Origin of the sequence: Lutimonas vermicola (assembly GCF_038433205.1) — a bacterium.
In the GTDB taxonomy this organism is placed as follows: domain Bacteria; phylum Bacteroidota; class Bacteroidia; order Flavobacteriales; family Flavobacteriaceae; genus Lutimonas; species Lutimonas vermicola.
Window position 1 is genome coordinate 1,063,632 of record NZ_JBCDNA010000001.1, and the last position, 18,482, is coordinate 1,082,113.

General features: G+C 39.6%; 15 protein-coding genes. All 15 read right to left on the bottom strand.

The genetic code is table 11. The features are described 5' to 3' along the window. Window positions 1–117: 117 nt before the first annotated feature. The 15 genes from AABB81_RS04805 to AABB81_RS04875 all read right to left on the bottom strand — a co-directional run bounded on the left by AABB81_RS04805 (window position 118) and on the right by AABB81_RS04875 (window position 18,423). Window positions 118–2,382, bottom strand: a complete 2,265-nt coding sequence (locus tag AABB81_RS04805; RefSeq protein ID WP_342158994.1) for a S9 family peptidase — start codon at window positions 2,380–2,382, stop codon at window positions 118–120. A gap of 229 nt (window positions 2,383–2,611) precedes the next feature. Continuing rightward, on the bottom strand, window positions 2,612–5,038 hold the full coding sequence (locus AABB81_RS04810; protein ID WP_342158995.1) for a glycoside hydrolase family 2 TIM barrel-domain containing protein: 2,427 nt from the start codon (window positions 5,036–5,038) through the stop codon (window positions 2,612–2,614). 17 nt (window positions 5,039–5,055) lie between these two features. Then, window positions 5,056–6,438 carry a 30S ribosomal protein S6--L-glutamate ligase gene (rimK, locus tag AABB81_RS04815; RefSeq protein ID WP_342158997.1) on the bottom strand — a complete coding sequence of 461 codons (1,383 nt, stop codon included), beginning with the start codon at window positions 6,436–6,438 and terminating at the stop codon, window positions 5,056–5,058. Between the two features lie 162 nt (window positions 6,439–6,600). After that, window positions 6,601–7,044, bottom strand: a complete 444-nt coding sequence (locus AABB81_RS04820) for a GNAT family N-acetyltransferase (protein ID WP_342158998.1) — start codon at window positions 7,042–7,044, stop codon at window positions 6,601–6,603. 78 nt (window positions 7,045–7,122) lie between these two features. Beyond that, window positions 7,123–7,485, bottom strand: coding sequence for a DUF1801 domain-containing protein (locus AABB81_RS04825; RefSeq protein WP_342158999.1), 363 nt, complete (start codon window positions 7,483–7,485; stop codon window positions 7,123–7,125). A 21-nt stretch (window positions 7,486–7,506) separates the two neighbouring features. Continuing rightward, window positions 7,507–8,256 carry a CPBP family intramembrane glutamic endopeptidase gene (locus tag AABB81_RS04830; protein ID WP_342159000.1) on the bottom strand — a complete coding sequence of 250 codons (750 nt, stop codon included), beginning with the start codon at window positions 8,254–8,256 and terminating at the stop codon, window positions 7,507–7,509. A gap of 236 nt (window positions 8,257–8,492) precedes the next feature. Then, entirely contained in the window at window positions 8,493–9,527 is a 1,035-nt protein-coding gene (locus tag AABB81_RS04835) for an MBL fold metallo-hydrolase (protein WP_342159001.1), read from the bottom strand. Window positions 9,528–9,551: 24 nt separating this feature from the next. Beyond that, window positions 9,552–10,547, bottom strand: a complete 996-nt coding sequence (locus AABB81_RS04840; RefSeq protein WP_342159003.1) for a DUF1028 domain-containing protein — start codon at window positions 10,545–10,547, stop codon at window positions 9,552–9,554. A gap of 93 nt (window positions 10,548–10,640) precedes the next feature. After that, window positions 10,641–11,021, bottom strand: coding sequence for a DUF4345 domain-containing protein (locus AABB81_RS04845; protein ID WP_342159005.1), 381 nt, complete (start codon window positions 11,019–11,021; stop codon window positions 10,641–10,643). 44 nt (window positions 11,022–11,065) lie between these two features. Further along, window positions 11,066–12,730, bottom strand: coding sequence for a hypothetical protein (locus AABB81_RS04850; protein WP_342159007.1), 1,665 nt, complete (start codon window positions 12,728–12,730; stop codon window positions 11,066–11,068). 562 nt (window positions 12,731–13,292) lie between these two features. Then, window positions 13,293–14,465, bottom strand: a complete 1,173-nt coding sequence (locus AABB81_RS04855; RefSeq protein WP_342159008.1) for a DmpA family aminopeptidase — start codon at window positions 14,463–14,465, stop codon at window positions 13,293–13,295. Window positions 14,466–14,549: 84 nt separating this feature from the next. Further along, entirely contained in the window at window positions 14,550–15,062 is a 513-nt protein-coding gene (locus tag AABB81_RS04860) for a lactoylglutathione lyase family protein (RefSeq protein ID WP_342159009.1), read from the bottom strand. An 84-nt stretch (window positions 15,063–15,146) separates the two neighbouring features. After that, window positions 15,147–16,202: a bestrophin family protein gene (locus tag AABB81_RS04865; RefSeq protein ID WP_342159010.1), complete on the bottom strand. Its 1,056-nt coding sequence runs from the start codon at window positions 16,200–16,202 to the stop codon at window positions 15,147–15,149. A gap of 92 nt (window positions 16,203–16,294) precedes the next feature. Continuing rightward, on the bottom strand, window positions 16,295–16,903 hold the full coding sequence (locus AABB81_RS04870) for a DapH/DapD/GlmU-related protein (protein ID WP_342159012.1): 609 nt from the start codon (window positions 16,901–16,903) through the stop codon (window positions 16,295–16,297). Between the two features lie 104 nt (window positions 16,904–17,007). After that, on the bottom strand, window positions 17,008–18,423 hold the full coding sequence (locus AABB81_RS04875) for a high affinity choline transporter 1 (protein WP_342159013.1): 1,416 nt from the start codon (window positions 18,421–18,423) through the stop codon (window positions 17,008–17,010). Between the last annotated feature and the right edge of the window lie 59 nt (window positions 18,424–18,482).

An 18,482-nucleotide genomic window follows, 5' to 3' on the forward strand; every position in this document is an offset into this window, starting at 1 on the left:
CAGATTTTCCTGGACTTGCTTAGATGCTTTAAAACTCAATAAAGATAGTCATATTTTAACACAGAAGCAATATCAATATGGGGGTCAGACTACATAAAAATTTACGCTTCAAATGAGCTATTCAAAGTCATTCGGAGGTGTGTGTTCTATTATATAATCTGTGATCAGGTTATAGAGGTGCTTTCTTGTATTTTCTCCTTCATCGATACTATGAGATCGGTTCGGGTAAGACATCATATGGAATTTCTTATTTTGTCTGATCAGTTCGTTGATCAACAATTCAGCACTTTGATAGTGCACATTGTCATCAGCGGTACCATGGATCAATAGCAGGTTACCTTCTAAGTTTTTGGCATAGCTTATAGGTGATCCTTTCACAAAGTCTTCCAGGTTTTCCTGTGGCAGTCCCATATAGCGTTCCTGATATATATTGTCATAAACCAATTGATTCGATACAGCGGCTATTGCAACCCCTGTTTTATAAATATCAGGGAATTTGAACATCAGGTTCAACGTCATTGATCCTCCGCCACTCCATCCCCATACACTTGTCCTGTCATTATCGAGGTATTTCAATTTTAAGATTTCCTTCGCAGCAAGTCCCTGATCCCTGGCATTGATTCTCCCAATCTGTCGGTAAATGCTTTTTCTCCATGCGCTTCCGTTTAAACAAGGCGTGCCCCGGTTATCCATGTCGATCACGATATAGCCTTTTTGCGCCATCATGATGTTCCACAGGCCGATCTGCGTATCAGTAGCTACCTGACCCCAGGGTTCTCCGTAGACATGGAAAAGCACGGGGTATTTTTTACCCTTGTCAAAATCAGGAGGCAGCACCATACGAACGTCGATGACGATGCCTTCTTCTGTAGTCACTTTCGTGAATTTTATTTCCGGTAATAACAAGGAATTAATTTTTTGAGTATAAGCGCCATTATCGACAATGGTTTTTATGTTGCGATGATCCGGCAGGCTGACAAATCTTACGGTCCTTGGGCTTTGCGTATTCTGATGAGAATGTATGGCATATTTCCCGTTGGGTGAGATATTATAATTGTTGATCCCCGAAAAATCCTCAGGAGTCAGCCTTTTTTGCTTTCCTTTACCCAGCAAATCAGTTTGATACAAATAACGCTGGGTGCCGTTGTTTGGTGAGGCCATATAATAAACATTTTTTTTTGTGGGCACCCTCATAGAAGCCACGTCATAGTCAAAAGGTGTTACCAGGGTTTGATCTCCAGTTGCCAGTTCGATCTTGTAGATATGTCTCCAGGCATCATTTTCGGTCATCCGCAGAAAAGCCTGATGATCATGGGTTAAGGTAAGATCGTTGCTTTCCCAGTGGCTTGATGAAATATCAGGGTATTTAAGCTCAACATAAGTAGGCTCACTTTCGGTATAGATCTTTTTGATCATCTTAGTTGAAGGAACATATGACCATACGATCAGTCGGTTTTGATGCCTGTTCATCTGTTGGATGAGCAGCAAATCTTCATTTACCCATTGTATTCCCGGAATATAATTCTCTCTTAATCCTCCTTCGACAGGAATCCAATAGGTTTCAGTCTTTTTAAGGTCTATCACGCCAATTTTCGCAGCAGATGGTTCCTGCCCCACCTTGGGATATTGAACAGGAATGGGTTTTGAATAAATAGAATCCGTATTGTTAATCATATAAAAAACCCCTGTATCTGAGGCATCCAATTGCCAGAAGGCCAAATATGCATCACTGGGACTCAAGGTAAAACCATCCCTTTTTCCAAATTCTTCCTCATACACCCAATCAAAGGTCCCGTTGATGATACCTCCATTGCCGTCTGTTGTGAGTTGCTCGGTTTGAGAGGTTTGAAAATTTTCTTTATAAATATTGAATTTGTGAACATAAAATACCTCCTTGTTATCAGAAGAGAATTTTGCAAACATTAACGATGAAGGTTCAAAAGCGGTTCCTATAGGCTTCAAATTTCCTGATTCTAAATCATATACCCAATAATCCCCTTTCGTATTGGTCCTCCATACCCGGCTGGAATTGGTAAATATCAGCACCTTTGTGCCGTCTTTTGACAAAGAAAAACTCTCTACTTGTAATTGGCCCTGGCTCGTTTTTAAGGATGTCGCATTGACAAAGGTGCTTTTTGCCTGGGTCTTGCTGTCATAACGAATCAGTTCATCGGCTTCTGGAAGGCTATGAGATTTTTCAATGATCACATAGGCATCCCCGCCTTCGATCCACTGAATGGTCCGCTCTGTTTCCTCCTCAAATTCTCCCGAATAAATACGGTTAATATCGAGTAAAGTACTTTTCGTTTGCTCCTGGGCCTGAAGGAAAAAAAGTTGAAGAATCAATAAAAGACTCAGTCTTAAGGTAGTTGATTGTTTCATTTTAAAATGTTTTGGGTTTCGGTGATATTTGATTTATCCTGTTTTTATACTCCATTGTATGCAGTGTTTTTTGCTGGTACTGGTCTTATTCTTACAAGAATGATTGCCTTATTCTAAGACCTTCAAATATACATGGATTTTTTTCAGCATTTATAAAAAACAGTCATGTCGATATGATTCAGCAGTGAATTTTAGAAATACGGATAAAAAATTTATTCCAAAAAAATGATCAATCTATGGATTGCAAAGACAGGCTTGATTTTTTTAATTGATTTCCGGTAACGACAAGGTCAATACCTCCTTGTTTCTCTGTTGATTGCACTAATACGACTAATTTCCCGCTGAACAACTTCATGGTAGGTACATGGAACATTTCAAGTGAAGTGGCATCTCCGTTACAGGCAGCCCTATATGTTCCATTTCCTTTCACTTTGAATTGTAACTGGTTGGTTGCAGTAGGGCAAAAATTGCCATTTTTATCTACCACAGAAACTGTAACAAAAGCCAAATCCTTACCATCAGCTTTTAAAGAAGTACGATCAGACTCCAGTTTTATTTGATACGGCTTTCCTGCAGTATGTATCTCTTCCGAACTTTTTATAGTGCCTGTTTCATCAAAGGCAACCACTTTAATGGTTCCCGGTTCGTACTTTACGTCCATCCACATCAAACGATAACGGTTTTGAGGACTGGAATTGTTTTTCTTTTGAATCCCCATGCTTTTGCCATTTACAAAAAGTTCGGCACTCGGATAATTTGTGTACACAAAAACCGGAGTAATTTCTCCTTCTCTTCCTTCCCAGTTCCAGTGCGGCAATATATGTAAAGTCTCTTCCCTGGTATTCCAACGGCTGCGATACAAATAATACCTGTCTTTAGGTAAACCCGCCAGATCACAAATACCAAAATAAGAGCTTCGGGAAGGCCACATTTCATCATAGGGGGTCGGCTCTCCCAAATAATCAAAACCTGTCCAGACAAATTCTCCGATTACCCAGGGTTTATCATCTTGCAAAACAAAATCATCATCGGGTAAATTAGACCAATCACAGTACTCCAGGTCATACGAAGAGGATTGTAAATCATCATACTGCTTCATTTTAGCCTTTTCGACCGGAAATTTATAAACGCCTCTTGAACTCACTGTTGAGGCTGTTTCTGACCCCAGAAGAAACCCCTGTGGAAATCTTTCATAAGCTTCCTCGTACAAATGCACTCTATAATTGAGGCCCGGTATATCCAATAAAGCTCCAAAACCAGATTCCATGGTAGCCTGTACCTGATCCATTCCAACGGTTACCGGCCTTGTAGGGTCTTCCCTGTGGAAAATATCCTGTAGCCATTTCGCTCTTTTGACTCCTTCGGCACCCCATTGATCGGGCACTTCATTGCCAGAGCTCCACATCACGATACAGGGGTGGTTTCTTGTGGCATGAATCAAATTAACAACATCATTTTCAGCATCCGTTTCGAAAAATCTGTTATAGCCGTTTTTCACCTTTGGTTTGGCCCATTCATCAAAACTTTCGGCTAAAAACATAAAGCCCATTTCGTCACATAATTCCAATTGCTCCAGAGATGGCATATTGTGAGAACTCCTTATCGCATCGACACCCATATCTTTCAATATGGTGAGTTGTCTTCTCAATGCTGCAGTATTCACAGCTGTGCCCAATGGCCCGAGGTCATGATGTAAACAAACACCTTTGAACTTTCTTACCTTTCCATTAAGACTAAAGCCCTTTTTAGCATCATATTGAATCGACCTGATACCAAATCGTTGCCTTATTTCGTCTTTGAGCTCACCTTCCTTATACAATCTTGAAACTGCTGTGTAGAGATAGGGGCTTTCCGGGCTCCATAATTTTGGATCGGGAACAGCTACATTCTGCTCAAACTCATTTCCAAAAATGACATTTGACCTACTGCTGGCTATAGTGTCGTTATCCTTGTTAAGGATATGCGTAACGAGTTTTAACTTTTCACCGCTCACCCTTGTTTTTATGTTTACTTTGGCAAGATCCCCTGAAATATAAGGTGTTGTGATAAAAGTGCCCCATTGATCTATGCTTTCCTGGTTTTTAACGATGATGCTTACTTTTCTGTACAGTCCCGCACCCGGATACCAGCGCGAAGAAAGTTCACGGTTCGTCAATTGAACGGCCAGTTTATTGTTCCTTTTGCTTACGTATTTTGTGATGTCAAAATAAAAATAACTATAACCATAATTCCATTCTCCTGCCATTTCGCCATTGACATAAACTTTGGGTTCGCTCATGGCACCCTCAAAAAGGATCATAACCTTTTTACCTTTTTCAAATTCCGGTAGTGAAAATTCAGTTCTATACCAGGCTTGGCCAATATGCGGCAATGCCCCTGTTCTTCCTGTTTTTTCAGTAGCAACCTCTTCTGCGTTCTGCTCAATCTTTACGAGCTGTTTATCAACTTCTTTATCAAAGGGACCATATATGGCCCAGTCATGAGGAACACTGACAGTTTCCCAATGTTTGTCATCAAAATCAACTGCATGCGCATTTTCGATGGAACCTCTCTGGAACTTCCAGTTCGAATTCAATTCGCTGACTACCCTTGACTGAGCTGATGAAATTATCGTGCTAAGAACTATGAAACCAATAATCAAAACCCTCTTTATCATGATTATATGTTAAATTTCTAATTTACAATCCCCTTGTATTTGATATCCTTCTCTATCGCCTCAATCATTAACCTGGCAATATTTTTCTTAGACACACCTTCAATGCCTTCCAATCCCGGCGATGAATTTACTTCAAGCAGCAAAGGTCCTTTTTGACCTCTGATAATGTCAACACCAGCCACCTTTAAATTCATGGTTTTAGCAGCAACTACTGCAATACGCCTTTCTTCAGGTGTAATCTTAACGATCGAAGCCGTTCCTCCCATATGGATATTTGCCCGAAATTCTCCAGGTGCTGCCGTTCTCATGATACTTTCAACCACCTTGCCGTTTATCACAAAGCATCGTATGTCTTTCCCATCCGCCTCTTTGACAAATTCCTGTACCAGAATGTTTGCTCTTAAGCTCTTAAATGCATTGATAAGGCTTTCCGCTGCTTTTTTTGTCTCAGCCAATACCACGCCTTTCCCTTGGGTTCCTTCCAGAAGCTTTACAATTAAAGGCGCTCCACCAACCATTTTTATCAGATCATCCGTATCCAGCGGAGAGTTCGCAAAACCTGTTGTTGGAATAGGTAAGCCACTGTTAATGAGCAACTGAAGTGAGTATAATTTATCTCTTGATTGGGTTATTGAGGCAGCACTGTTCTGTGTATATACCCCAATGGCTTCGAAGTGCCTTGTTAAGGCACATCCATAAAAAGTGGCGCTGGGCCTGATTCTTGGGATTATGGCGTCAAAGTCATTTAAAATTCTCCCGCCGCGATAATGCATCTCAGGGAACTTTCCGTCCAGTTTGATATAACAGTCTTTGATATTCAAAAACTCCATATTGTGTCCTCTTTCCTCCCCGGCTTCTATGATTCTTCTATTGCTGTACAAATTCGGGTTACTGGCGAGTAAACCTATTTTTAAGCCTGAAGGTTTTCTGATATGAATCTGGTAATAATCACGTAATACCTCTGACGAAAGTTCCCCTAAAAGGAAAGATGCTTCTGGATCCACAAGCATTCTTCCAGCCATTGCCTGCCTGCCCAATAGCATCCTGTATCCCATGGAATCCCGGTTGGTCAAGGTAAGCTCAATTTCCCAGGTCGCCTCAGCGATGGATAAAACCGATTTTATCACATATCGAACCTCTACTATTCCACTCGAACTTTTCACTTTTCGCTTATCGAATACAGGTGATTCACAATAAATTGTTGTTTTTCCGTCATTTTGCAATGGTAAGACTTCAAATCTGACGTAGGGCATCCCTTCTTTGTTAAACGGTATGATATTTACAGCATGCAGTGCCGAAGTTTTGGCGCCCGAATCAACTCTGGCTTTTATTGCCGGTATCTGTAAAAGCGGCAAACTGCACCATTCAACGCTCCCAACAACTATTTTGTTTTCCTTCATTTAAACTTTATTTTTTTTTCAACACAATGATACAATTTATATCAATTTTATTGTGTGAATTTTAAATAATTAATATTGCTATTTCATTACTTCCAGGTTGAAAAGATAAAGATCGAATACCTTCCCGTTTAATGTCTGTGCATAAGATCCTAATTCATCGTTCTAAACCTCTCTAATCATCAATGGTAAAAACCTCCCTTTTGGATAGCTTTCAACTTTTGAGAAGGTTTTAAAACCTTGTCTTTTGTAAAAAAATTCGGCATGCGGATCTGCAGTGACCTTTATCGGTTTATCAGGTAGATCCAGATTGTCAAGTGCCCTTTCTAAAAGCAGCTTTCCATATCCCTTCCCAATAAATTCGGGCAGTACCCATAAGTGTATCACTTCATAATAATCCCCTTGATCCAAAGTGGCGCAGAATCCTATAATCCGCAATTCAACCTGTAAAACCAGTACTTCCTGAACACACAGGTCTTTTTCTGTCAAGGTCAAATCCTCCATCCAGTGATCAATCCATTCCTCAGGATATCCCCAATGCCTTTTTGAGGCCAAACTGATAGCGTTAAGCACGGGTATATCAGATATATTAGGTTTTTTGAATTTCATGATTTAAAGAATTCATCCAAATGCGTCAAAAAACCTCAGAGAGTCGACACAAATGTTTAAAAATCATTTATTTATATTTTAACTGCCAGCTGTAAACATTTGTTTTATATAAAAATCTATATTCGATTTTAGCAGGTCTTCAAAAGATTCAAACTTAAGATGGCGGCGGTATTTTCCTTTTCCCTCTAATGTATGATCCGGGTCCTTAAAAAGGTATCCATTTCCAAATTCAAAAGTGACGTGATTTTTGTAAGTAAAAACCCCTCCAACATCTCCTTGAACAGAAAACATGATCCCACCATACATCATACGTTCAGAAACATTTGAATTGATCCTGACGGTTCTTCTTCGGAGCTCTGAAACAAGTTCATAGTGTTCGTGACTAATCGTGCTTAGTTTTTTCAAAAATTCCTGAACTTCAGAACTTGGAGTAAATGACATTCTACACGTTTTTATAAGGTTTTAATTACTCGCCAAATACATCTGTACCATCAAGATTGTATCCATATAAGCATGAGCCAGTACAAGTGCCCAGAGTTTCTTTTTGAGCTTTACATAACATATTCCAAGTGCCAGCCCCATTAAGGTAGTCTGTGCCATTCCCATTAAGCCCCATTCATAATGTGCCAATCCAAAAATAAGAGAACTGATTACCAAGGCCAGAACCACACCCATTCTGGGGCTCAGGTTAAATTCAGAAATCCTGTTAATCAGGAAGGCCCTGTAGATCACTTCTTCACCAAAAGATGAAACAATATACACCCCTGCCAAAGTAAGCAACAGCATTCCAAGATTGCCTTTTAAAAAACCATAGGAACTCAAATCACTTGTTTCGGGGATTCCTGTGATATTGGCCATAATAAAAGATCCCATCAAAAACCCGATGACGGCTATTACAAAAACCAGCAATGAAAGCAGCAAAGTCCTGATTAAATCCCGAAAGGTGAACTTGCCAAAAGTCAGGCCAAAATGTTTCAAGGATTCTCCTCGAAGTTTCAGGCCGGCAAACACTAAAATGAGCATGATGATATTAGCCAGCCAGATAACAGCCTGCTTGAGTATTGGGTCATCACCTGTCAAGGGGATAAGGAGTTTAATAACTACAAATGCCGACATAAACACCAGAATGATTTCAGATAGTTTGTACCAGGGATTGCTATTTAATCGACTTCCGAGTCCAGAGACAAAATTATTTGTACTTGTTTCTTTCATGACCGTATTGCTGAATTAAAATATTTAGTGTATTGTGGCGATCAGAATTTTGACTTACTAAACATTACCTTACATCAATACTAATATACTGAATATGATTTGCTTATTACTAAAGTAAATCAAAATATTCATGCTATTCAAAGAAATACGGGCAAGTCCATACTTATGGGTTTTTAAAATTCATGTAGCCCCTTTTGACCCAGCGATCAACTTAGTGTGCATTAGTCAGAAGTGGTTTATAATTGAAAGATATCATTTCTTCTGGCGATTCGAAACCCGTTCTTCTCCACAGTCTTTGATTCAGCACTTTCAGGATTCAAAACCGGATTTGTATGGTTAAAATGTATAAAAATGATTTTATTCCTTTCTTCTATATGCATCCCTTCAAACTTTTTCATGCTTTCCACAATAAAGGGATGAGGAATCTGTGAAATATCCCGATTATTAATCTCCTTTCCATCGAAAAAGGTCGCATCGAGAAAAGCGTAATCCACTTTTTTTATTTCTTCTGTGATGTCAAGGTTCCATTTTTCCCATTTATCAATGTCCGGGATAAACAAGGCACTCTTTTTGGGCCCTTGAATCACATAACCCACTGTTTCTGAATATTCATCCCGATGCGGAACCCTAACAGGTATTACCTTTAAAGAAGTTGTCAGTAAAACCTCCTTTTGGTTTGTTATTTCATGAATCAAAATATTGTGATTGGAAATCAATTGACTCCAGGGTCCGTTTTGTTCCAAAAAATGTTTCATTTTTGGCATGGCATATACCTTGACTTTGTCTGCATTCATGGCTTCCTTACCCAGGTACATCAAGCCTGTGTAGTGTCCTATATGGGCATGTGTAAGGAATATACCATCCGGGGTCTCCTTCGAATCATTATGCTCAAATCGCTTGAGTGCTTTCATTTGATACGTTATATCAGGGGTAGCCTCAAGAAGGTACTTTTTTTTGTTTCTGGTATCCAAAAGACCTAGTGATACTACTTTTCTCCTAAAATCATTCGTGTTATATAACTCGGCACAGCATATCTTTTTACAGGCAATATGGGGAGAGCCTGCATCCTGGACTGTTCCGAGAACGATCAAAAAGGTGCCTTCTTTTTTGATAGCCTTCGGAAGCAAATCTCCAGACTTATTGTTTTGATCCTGTGAGACCATTACGGACCATGCAAGCATCATTACACAAAACTGAATGCCGACCCAAAGAGGCAGGAACTGATTTTTTCTGCAATTTGACGTAAGCTTTATTGTATTGGATGTCTTCATGATCACTTCATTTGGAATATATTCTTATAAATCAAGTATTTGTTTAAACTCAAGCTCTGATACATTGAGCAGTCCGGATTTTGGAAGTCTTTTGGTGAGTTCTTTCCAGTTCTGATCTGCAGTAAAAACCTCTTTAAAGATTGGAAGTGCCTCCTGTAATTTCTTGTTATTTGCCAAGGTTACCGCCTTCCAATATTTCATTTCCAGGTTATCGGGAAACATTTGCTCAGCAGCAGCATATTCTTTAAGGGCCAGCGCCATGTCGTTTTTTTCCATGGCAACATCGCCTTTGTTTAAATGATCATAAGCCCTGTGAACTTTAAGCAATCTTTCCAATTCGAGCAGGGGTTCCGGGTGGTCATCGACGCGTAAATCTATTTTTTTGTCCATCCATGGATTCTCAACAGGTTCTGCATTCACAACAATCAACGCGGCAGATTGCTTTCCTCTAATGTCACCCCCTGCTTCCTGAGCGGCTAAAAGCACTTTTACCACCCTCTCTGCCAAAGGCAAATCAGTATTTTCGTCAAAGGCCTTTGCCATGGCCGGTACAACCTTGTCATTGAGCATCATATTGGCCTGTACCGAATAATTATCACCGACAATATGGCTGGCGGAAACAATACATTTTTCTCCTGTAAACGCAGCAACCTTCCCGCTGGCATCAAGCATAGCGACCTGGCGAACATCTTTCCCTTCATCAATGGATACCAGATATTCGAGCGTTTCGACTGCGTTTTTACCACCCTCGATCATTTTTAATCCATTTGGCCCATAAGCCGGATTCACAAATGACTGGGTGGCAACGACACCAACTCCAGATTTTCCCCAAGACACAATACTACCCACTGAAAACCAATGGCTTTGAACGGCAACAGCCATTTCTCCCGTCACTTTATCCCGTGCAACGATCGAAAATGTATGGGCAAACTTATCTTTATAAACGTTTTGGGCCGCTGCCCCCTGAATTGTTAAAAAAGAAATGAAAAGAATTAAAAATCTGAATACTTGAATTTTCATTGGGTTTGATTTAAAGGATTTTTGCTAAATATAACAATTCTTTAAGGCCCGAGAAAACTTCTTTGATATGGTTTGATGGATGTGGCTTAAAACTCAATGTTGGTAGCGCTTGAATTGCCACAAACTAAATGCAGCCAAAACAAATTCTCCAAAGAACCCAAGCACAAAAATTAGTGAAGGCTGACCATCAATGACAAAGCTTATGGCTCTGCCCAGAGACAAACTGCCCATAAAGACAATAGCCAAAAGGGTAGCGAACTTCCAATATGCTGATCTCAATACCCCTAAAATCCAAATTCCGGCAATACCAAGATACAAACACATGACCACCCTAAAGACATTTTTTAGGTCATTGGAGTCAATGGAAACATCCAAAAGCAGGGGTAATACCTTTTCAGGGAACAAGCCATACATCAGGGCAGATGGTATAATTACCGCTATTGAAATAAGCAGGTGGAGGTTTTTCCTGTTCATCTAACTGTTGAAAATCAAATAATTACAATAAGTCATCGAAAAGCTTATTTCAATATTTCTTCCAGATGTTTATTGTCTCCTGTCATTTGCCATTGTCCAAGGGAAACAGGAATATTGCCAATTGAATTCAGTTGATCAAAAAAATCTTTGAGCTTAAATTCTTCGGAGTTGAGTTCTTTGATACGCGCAAAATCAGCCATTGCGTTTTCCAATAAATATTTACCCGTTATATAACTCGTTCCATACCCTGGCTGTCTCAAATATAAATGCTGTTCAAAAATCAGTAATTCCTTTTCTGTTTTCATCCACCCTCTTGGCGTGTATTCAGAATGAACGGCGCCGGCCTCTTTCATAGTCATCTCATTGGCGTGTGCATATAGTGATCCCAGCCCCCTTGCCGCACGTTGTGCTATCATGATATAAACAATCTCTCTTACCCTGGGCGTGTCATCATATAATCCGGCTTGCATAAAGATCTCTTCCACAGCCGTTGCGGTCCCTTCATTTCTGGAATCGAATATATTGTATAAAAGAGGTCCTCTTCGTATCATACTCTTGTTCGGTTCTTCTATCATCCTTGCAAGTTCAAACCAGTGATACCAATGGGAATACAGGGGCCTTGCATCGTAATGCATCCCTATGGTGAAAAAGTTTCGCTTTTCTTCGGGTTGATATTGCCCCATTTGTTCTCGCATAGCAGGTTCAAAATAATCCTTTACTGTTACTATTTCCTTTAATTCCAAAAAATTCATAAGGCTTTGAACAGACTCCTCCGACATCTTATCAAAGGCTTCAGGAGAATCGACCGCTGTCAGAGGGGCTAAATCCCTGTTCCTGTGCTCCTCCAGTTTGAGGGAGGTCCAGGCCCTGGCCAGTTCATTCTTAAGCAACATCACTTCATCCTCCCAGGTTAAAGGGACAAGATGCACGTGTTGCAGGTACCAGCTATAGTTCTCCTTCCCAATTCCGGAAGGACCGGTTTTTTGTATAGATTGAGCTTGCAACCAGGAGACGAATTCATCCGTAGTCTGAATAGCTGTATCTAAAACAGTTTTTAATTCCTGATCCGCTGCTACACCTGTTTGATCAAGCAGCTCCTTTAAATCTAAACTTTGTTGTTGAATGTCACGGATACCTGTAACCCAAAGATCCCTGGCGTTTCCTGTTAAATTCATTTTGGCCTGCTGATTCAATGGCGGAATTACCTTAAGGTCTGCTAACAAACGATTTCTTTCACTCTTATTCAAAGGAAAGGTATAGGTCCAGAGTTCAGTGGTCATATGATGTGTTGGCCCTTCATGAGCCGGTACGTCACTCCTGTAAGTAAAGGTTGATTTATAAAAAGCCGGATCCCTGGCCCAGGGTTTTAAAATTCGCTCATTAAAGTCGTAGCCATTCATTTCGGCCCAAACAATCATCCAGTCCACTTTATGTTCAACGGGCCAGTTTAAGGTATCGATGGCATCAAGAGATGCCTTCAATTTCAGAAATGCAGGTCGTCTTTTTTTAAAGGTCGCAGCGGTATAATCAGGAGCACCATCTAGTAATGGTGGCTTTTCGAATGCCCTCCATTCTTTAAATAATTTTTCCAGATTTTCATATTTATCATTTTGATTAACAGATGTTTGACTTATAAGGTCGGTAGACTTTAAGCTTATCACAAACACCGTGCAAAACAGGATCGATTTTATCAAATAATTTTTCTTCATACAGGTTAAATCAGATTTGGTTCTTAATTTATTGTCATGAGCCTACTGAGGTTCCAAACAAATATTTCTTAAAAATACATTATTTATTTAATCCCTCTTTTAAAATAAATTTTAAAAAATGTAAATAAAACTTAACATTTAAATAAGCTTACTAATATTTGCATCAAGTTTACTTTACATTGTATCAAACACTATATACACATGAAACAACAAGATTATCACACACAAATCAAAAAGAATACAAAAAACCTGGCTATTTATACTGCCTTATAGCCAATTTCAATGGCTATTGCCACATTCGGGCCAAAATCTATTTGGGAAGGTAACAAAACACTCACTTTTATTGGTGTACTTGTAAATGCCATATTTGGCCTTTAAAATTTCCAATTTATTTAAAATGTCAATTGAGGAAATTTTTCAACAAGAATATTGAATTGATCTTTCTTATGTTCATTTAAAAACGATATATGACATACCCGGGCATTGTACTTCTGTATGATCCTCGGTTTTTTTTGTGGCTATTTCATTGCTATAACTTATCTCCATATGTAATACAACTCTTTTATTCTTGCAATCTGTTGTACTTTTTCAATACTTCTTTTAGCAAATCATGAGGCAAGGCGTAAGCTTTGTTTCCGTTGATGCCCTCCATTGTTTCGGCAGCCACCATGGCATTAATAATCGCTTCTTCAACAGCCTGAACGGTGGCTTCAAAAACAGGCATCAATCGGTCATTTGACAAACTTTGTACTCTAGTGGTTTTCTCTCGATTAAAAGCATTTTCGTTTGCTGTTGAGAATGCTAAAAAGATATCTCCTGATCCATTGCTGCCACGTCCTCCGACTATAGCTATCCCTAAAGGAATTCTTTGCGCTACCCTTTTTAATTGATGAGGTAACAGAGGTGCGTCTGTTGCGACAATAACAATGATCGAACCATCTCCTTCCTGTCGCCTTGATTGAGGTGCTGCCTTGTATTCGTAATTTAAAGTATCTTTTAGTTCAATACCTACCGGAACACCGGCAATAGATAAGTTTCTCTTCGCACCAAAATTGGATTGTACAATGGCACCTACGGTATAGACTGAATCTTTTATGGAAATCACTCTTGAAGCCGTACCGGTGCCACCTTTAAAACCCAAGCACATCATTCCGGTTCCACCACCTATATTTCCTTCTGAAATCTTTCCTCCCGAAGCATTTTTGATTGCTTCTAAAACATGTTCTTCCTTTACGTGAAAACCATAAATATCATTTAAAAAACCATCATAGGTTTCGGCTACCACAGGATAGGTATACCACCAGTCTTCTCCTTTATACCAATCTGTATCGACATACCACTTTAAAACAGCATCCCTGACTACCCCCACACTGTTTGTATTGGTGATCATCACAGGGGTTTCTAAAAAACCTGATTCAGTAACCCAGGTTGTCCCGGTCATTTCTCCATTGCCGTTTAAACTATACCAGTTCGCATATACAGGTGAGAATTTCTTAGCCTTACCTCTCGGGAAAATAGCGGTGACTCCTGTTCTAACAGGACCTCTTCCTACAATGTTTTTCCCACTCCCCGAAATGATGGTACTGTAACCTACCTCCACCCCATCTACATCTGTAATAGCATTGTATTTTCCGGTTGTGCCTGTAAAAGGAATACCTAAATCCCTGGCTCTATGTTCCTGGGCGTACATGACCGAACTGAGGACCAATACGATCAGGCTTATCATTTTTTTCATGAAACTGGTTTTGAAGTATGTATAAAACTTTAATTATCCTTAAAGGTTTTCCTTCAGGATTATTTTGTTCATGGTCAAACCTATCTATTTAGCCTGATAGGCGCCTGAAGAATACGTTAATTCATAACTATGTGTATAGATTTCGAATATGACTCCGAATGGATCTTCCACATAAACCATTTTATATGGTTTTTCGTCAGGATAGTATTCTCGTATGGGCATTCGTTGTTTACCACCGTGTTCCACGATCTTTTCGACCAGGGATTCAATATTCGGGTCCTGGACACAGAAATGAAACAGGCCGGTGCTAAAAGGAGAAAATTCGGGCTTTTTGTTGTTCATGCCCGGGAAGGAAAACAACTCAATGCCAATACCATCTGACGTTGACATATGAGCGATTTCAAATGTATTCCAATTTTCACCAAATACATCTATGCACATTTGGCCAATGGCTGTATCCCTTTCTTTTGTAACTATTGAAGGCGGCATGATCACATACCATCCCATGACTTGCTGATAGAATTCAACTGCTTTATTTATGTCAGGAACTGTAATTCCTATATGCGAAAATGATCTTGGATATTTTATGTCATTCATTTTAGTACAAGTTTTCCTTAAAGATACTAAAAGATTCTTGAACCCGGGTTCGGTTTGACGGTGTCAAAAAAAGATCTTTTTTTTTTAGAATTGAGTATCTTTTATTACGGCAAATTGCTGGGGGATCCGATCCTCAGGCTCTCCTAAATTTTGTCTAAGGTCTATTTCAATTCCTCTGGCAATCGTCGATATCGGGACATCATTGGCCGTGCCTTCAAAAGGGTTTTCTCCGGTTCGGCCTATTCTTTCCATGGTGTGAAAAATCCAGGCCACAATGACGTAAAAGGGAATTGAAAACCACATAAATATTTTTCCAATAAGCGGGCTGTTATCGATTATTCCAAGTCCTATCTCTGCAAACTGTGGAACGAGCGATAACGGCAATAACAATACAAAAATCCACATAAAAAAGTGATTCAGCGTTGCAAAATGTCTTGGATAGGGAAAGTTTTTAATCCTTTCACTTTGCCCCTGTAAGGTAAATAGTTCTTTAACAATACCTTCCAATTCTAAAAAGGAAAACTCCCAGAGAACCCCCTTTTCCTTTAATTGTTTTAAATGGTGAGATTGCAGGTATAATATCGCAGTCGACTTGTTGCTTTTACCCATCACATAAGCATAATCACTTTCAGAGATAAGAGGTTTTAATTCGTCTTCCAATATTGCATCTTTTTCAGGGGGCCTCATGCCCCACTCCTGGTTTGTTTTATGATGTACAGTAGTCTCCCAGCGTCTGGGTTCGCGCATGGCATACCTAAGGGCAGTCATCCATGCGATATGTCTGTGCGTTAATGCACTAATTTCTTTTTGAAGTGCTGAATCTGTCATTGGTGCTTGTGCATAATCATTGTTCACCATATCCTGAACAAAGGCACCAAAGGTTCTTGATGTATTTACAATTCCTCCCCAAATTTTTCTTGCCTCCCATATCCTGCCGTATGCAGCATTATTCTGGAATCCAATCACAAAGGCAACAGCTGTACCAATCAGTGCCAGAGGTGTCCAGGGGATTTTCAACCAGGTCAGGTCCAGAAAATAATACAAAGCTACCCAAGTGATGATGATCATTATAAACAAAAGCGTTTCGAACCTTGTCCACCAGGCCATTTGAAAAGTAGTGTAGTTTCTTTTAATATGCATAATTTGATTTTAGCTGTGAATTATATTTGATTTATTTCTAATCATTGAGTCAGTCTTTAACTTTCGAATCATCGGGCAGCGCAAAATCACCTTTACGATTCCCTAATCTGCTCAACGAGTTCAAGTCGTTTTATAACTGACTTTTTAGCCAGCAGCGTTCCCGGGGATAATACCGCATTTGCGCCGATTTTTACGTGATCACCAATCAACGAGCCGAATTTGTGAACTTTCGTGTTTTTCAAGACACCTTCATGTTTAACAAATATATCCTTATTTTTTCTTTCATTATAATGATTTGCCGTTACCGAACCTGCTTCAAAATTAACATGCGATCCAATGATGCTGTCTCCAATGAAATTGAAATGTGCTATAGCAGTATGATCAAAAATAATAGAAGATTTAATTTCACAACCTGTTCCAATGTTGACATTATTAGCTAAAAAGACCCCATTTCTCAGATAAGAATTTGCGCCTATAAAACTGTCTTTCCCTATAATAGCCGGGGACTTTATTACTACATTTTGCTCAATGTGTGCTGTTTTATGGATGGCAATGTGGTCTTTGATCAAATATTCTTCTCCGAGAGAATCTATCTTATCGTTTAAAAGCCCCTTTAAAAGAAGTATCAGTTCCCATGGCTCCCTTTTTCCCTGTTCGATGTAACGAGAAAAGCTGTTTATATAAGTATCAATTTGTATCATCCTTCGTATAGTTTGATTTATAAAGCTTCAGGGTTATATATAAAAGCGTATCGCTTATTGATAAATTCATCCATATTCGTATTGGGCTCAATATGCTCCCGATTCTACTGCATTATTTTCTCTTTCAAATCGATCTTCTTTACATCGCTACTATCGGGTCGAAATACACTTCCGAGAATCATTCCTGTAAAACTGGCCAAAGTTCCATAAATAGTCGGGTGCACCCTGGTATCAAAGGCGTCTGATAACAACCAGATAACAAATCCGGCAAGAATTGCCATCCAGGCACCAAAAACAGAGGATTTTTTCCAATAAAGGCCAAGCGTTAGCGGCGCCAATAAACAGATCATGATAAGAACGGCCGAGGAAACAACAAGACCATGTATATTGGTGTCGCGCATCGCGAAAACACAGGAAATAAGAGCAATCAAAATCACACTGATCCTTGTCAATAAAAGCAATCGTTTATCGGTCATATTTGGCATATAAGGTTTTAATAAATTTTCTCCAATGATGGTAGCCGGAGATAACATGGCCCCACTGGAAGTACTGAGTATCGCGGAGATAAGCGCACCAAAAAAAAGCATTTGAACCGGCAGGCTATTGTATTGTGCCACCATGCCCGGAATCAAATTTTGTCCGTGATCATCTCCCATTAACTCAGGATGGAGCCTGGCTGCGCCCAAGCCGATGACCAAAGGCAGGGCTCCGACAACAAATATGAGCAGGGCGCTTAAGAACACACCATACTGTCCTTCCTTTGCTGATTTTGCTGAAAATACTCTTTGATAAATCTCCTGAGCAGGTATAGCACCTATTCCAAATGCCATCCACATGGCAATATAATCTGTCCAATTGTATAAGCCGCGATCAGGGAAAAACTGATAGAAATCCTCAGGTCTATTCTTAAAGATGGGTACGATCCCTCCCGTTTGATCAAGTATATTGATCAAAACAATCGAAAGGCCTGCCACTATAAATACACTTTGCAACAAATCAGTAAAGGTCACAGCCCACATACCACCGATATAGGTATAAATAACCACAATAAAAGCTCCAAGGAATATACCATTTTGGACAGAGATACCTATCAAAGAATGAAAAAGATAGGCAAGAGCGACAAACTGGGCAGCAATCCAAAAAAAATAGGTGTAAACATAAATTAAGGAGGTAATGAGTTCTATGGATTTGCCGAAACGTATTTTGAAAAAATCACCTAAGGTGACGATGTCCATTCGGTACAATTGTCTTGCAAAAAAAAATCCAACCAGGATAAGACAGATAAAACTGCCAAACTGATCGGTAATAATACCCATGATACCTTGCTCTACAAAACGCCCCGGAACACCCATGATCAGCTCAGGACCGAACCAGGTCGCAAAAATAGTAACCCCGACCAATACCATCGGAAGGCTCTTGCCTGCCAATGTGAAATCACTTGTGGTTTTTACTCTTTTAGAGGCCCAAAACCCTATAGCCAGCGTTAGGGCAATGTATAAAAAAATAGAGGCAACAAGCATACATTGGTTTAGTTAAAGCTAAAGATAGGAATTTATTTTTTTAAGGCTTGGACTGATTT

What these genes read in the sequence shown, in the direction of transcription:
- AABB81_RS04805 (WP_342158994.1), bottom strand. Translation starts at nt 2,382, where the DNA reads ATGAAACAATCAACTACCTTAAGACTGAGTCTTTTATTGATTCTTCAA.
- AABB81_RS04810 (WP_342158995.1), bottom strand. Translation starts at nt 5,038, where the DNA reads ATGATAAAGAGGGTTTTGATTATTGGTTTCATAGTTCTTAGCACGATA.
- rimK (WP_342158997.1), bottom strand. Translation starts at nt 6,438, where the DNA reads ATGAAGGAAAACAAAATAGTTGTTGGGAGCGTTGAATGGTGCAGTTTG.
- AABB81_RS04820 (WP_342158998.1), bottom strand. Translation starts at nt 7,044, where the DNA reads ATGAAATTCAAAAAACCTAATATATCTGATATACCCGTGCTTAACGCT.
- AABB81_RS04825 (WP_342158999.1), bottom strand. Translation starts at nt 7,485, where the DNA reads ATGTCATTTACTCCAAGTTCTGAAGTTCAGGAATTTTTGAAAAAACTA.
- AABB81_RS04830 (WP_342159000.1), bottom strand. Translation starts at nt 8,256, where the DNA reads ATGAAAGAAACAAGTACAAATAATTTTGTCTCTGGACTCGGAAGTCGA.
- AABB81_RS04835 (WP_342159001.1), bottom strand. Translation starts at nt 9,527, where the DNA reads ATGAAGACATCCAATACAATAAAGCTTACGTCAAATTGCAGAAAAAAT.
- AABB81_RS04840 (WP_342159003.1), bottom strand. Translation starts at nt 10,547, where the DNA reads ATGAAAATTCAAGTATTCAGATTTTTAATTCTTTTCATTTCTTTTTTA.
- AABB81_RS04845 (WP_342159005.1), bottom strand. Translation starts at nt 11,021, where the DNA reads ATGAACAGGAAAAACCTCCACCTGCTTATTTCAATAGCGGTAATTATA.
- AABB81_RS04850 (WP_342159007.1), bottom strand. Translation starts at nt 12,730, where the DNA reads ATGAAGAAAAATTATTTGATAAAATCGATCCTGTTTTGCACGGTGTTT.
- AABB81_RS04855 (WP_342159008.1), bottom strand. Translation starts at nt 14,465, where the DNA reads ATGAAAAAAATGATAAGCCTGATCGTATTGGTCCTCAGTTCGGTCATG.
- AABB81_RS04860 (WP_342159009.1), bottom strand. Translation starts at nt 15,062, where the DNA reads ATGAATGACATAAAATATCCAAGATCATTTTCGCATATAGGAATTACA.
- AABB81_RS04865 (WP_342159010.1), bottom strand. Translation starts at nt 16,202, where the DNA reads ATGCATATTAAAAGAAACTACACTACTTTTCAAATGGCCTGGTGGACA.
- AABB81_RS04870 (WP_342159012.1), bottom strand. Translation starts at nt 16,903, where the DNA reads ATGATACAAATTGATACTTATATAAACAGCTTTTCTCGTTACATCGAA.
- AABB81_RS04875 (WP_342159013.1), bottom strand. Translation starts at nt 18,423, where the DNA reads ATGCTTGTTGCCTCTATTTTTTTATACATTGCCCTAACGCTGGCTATA.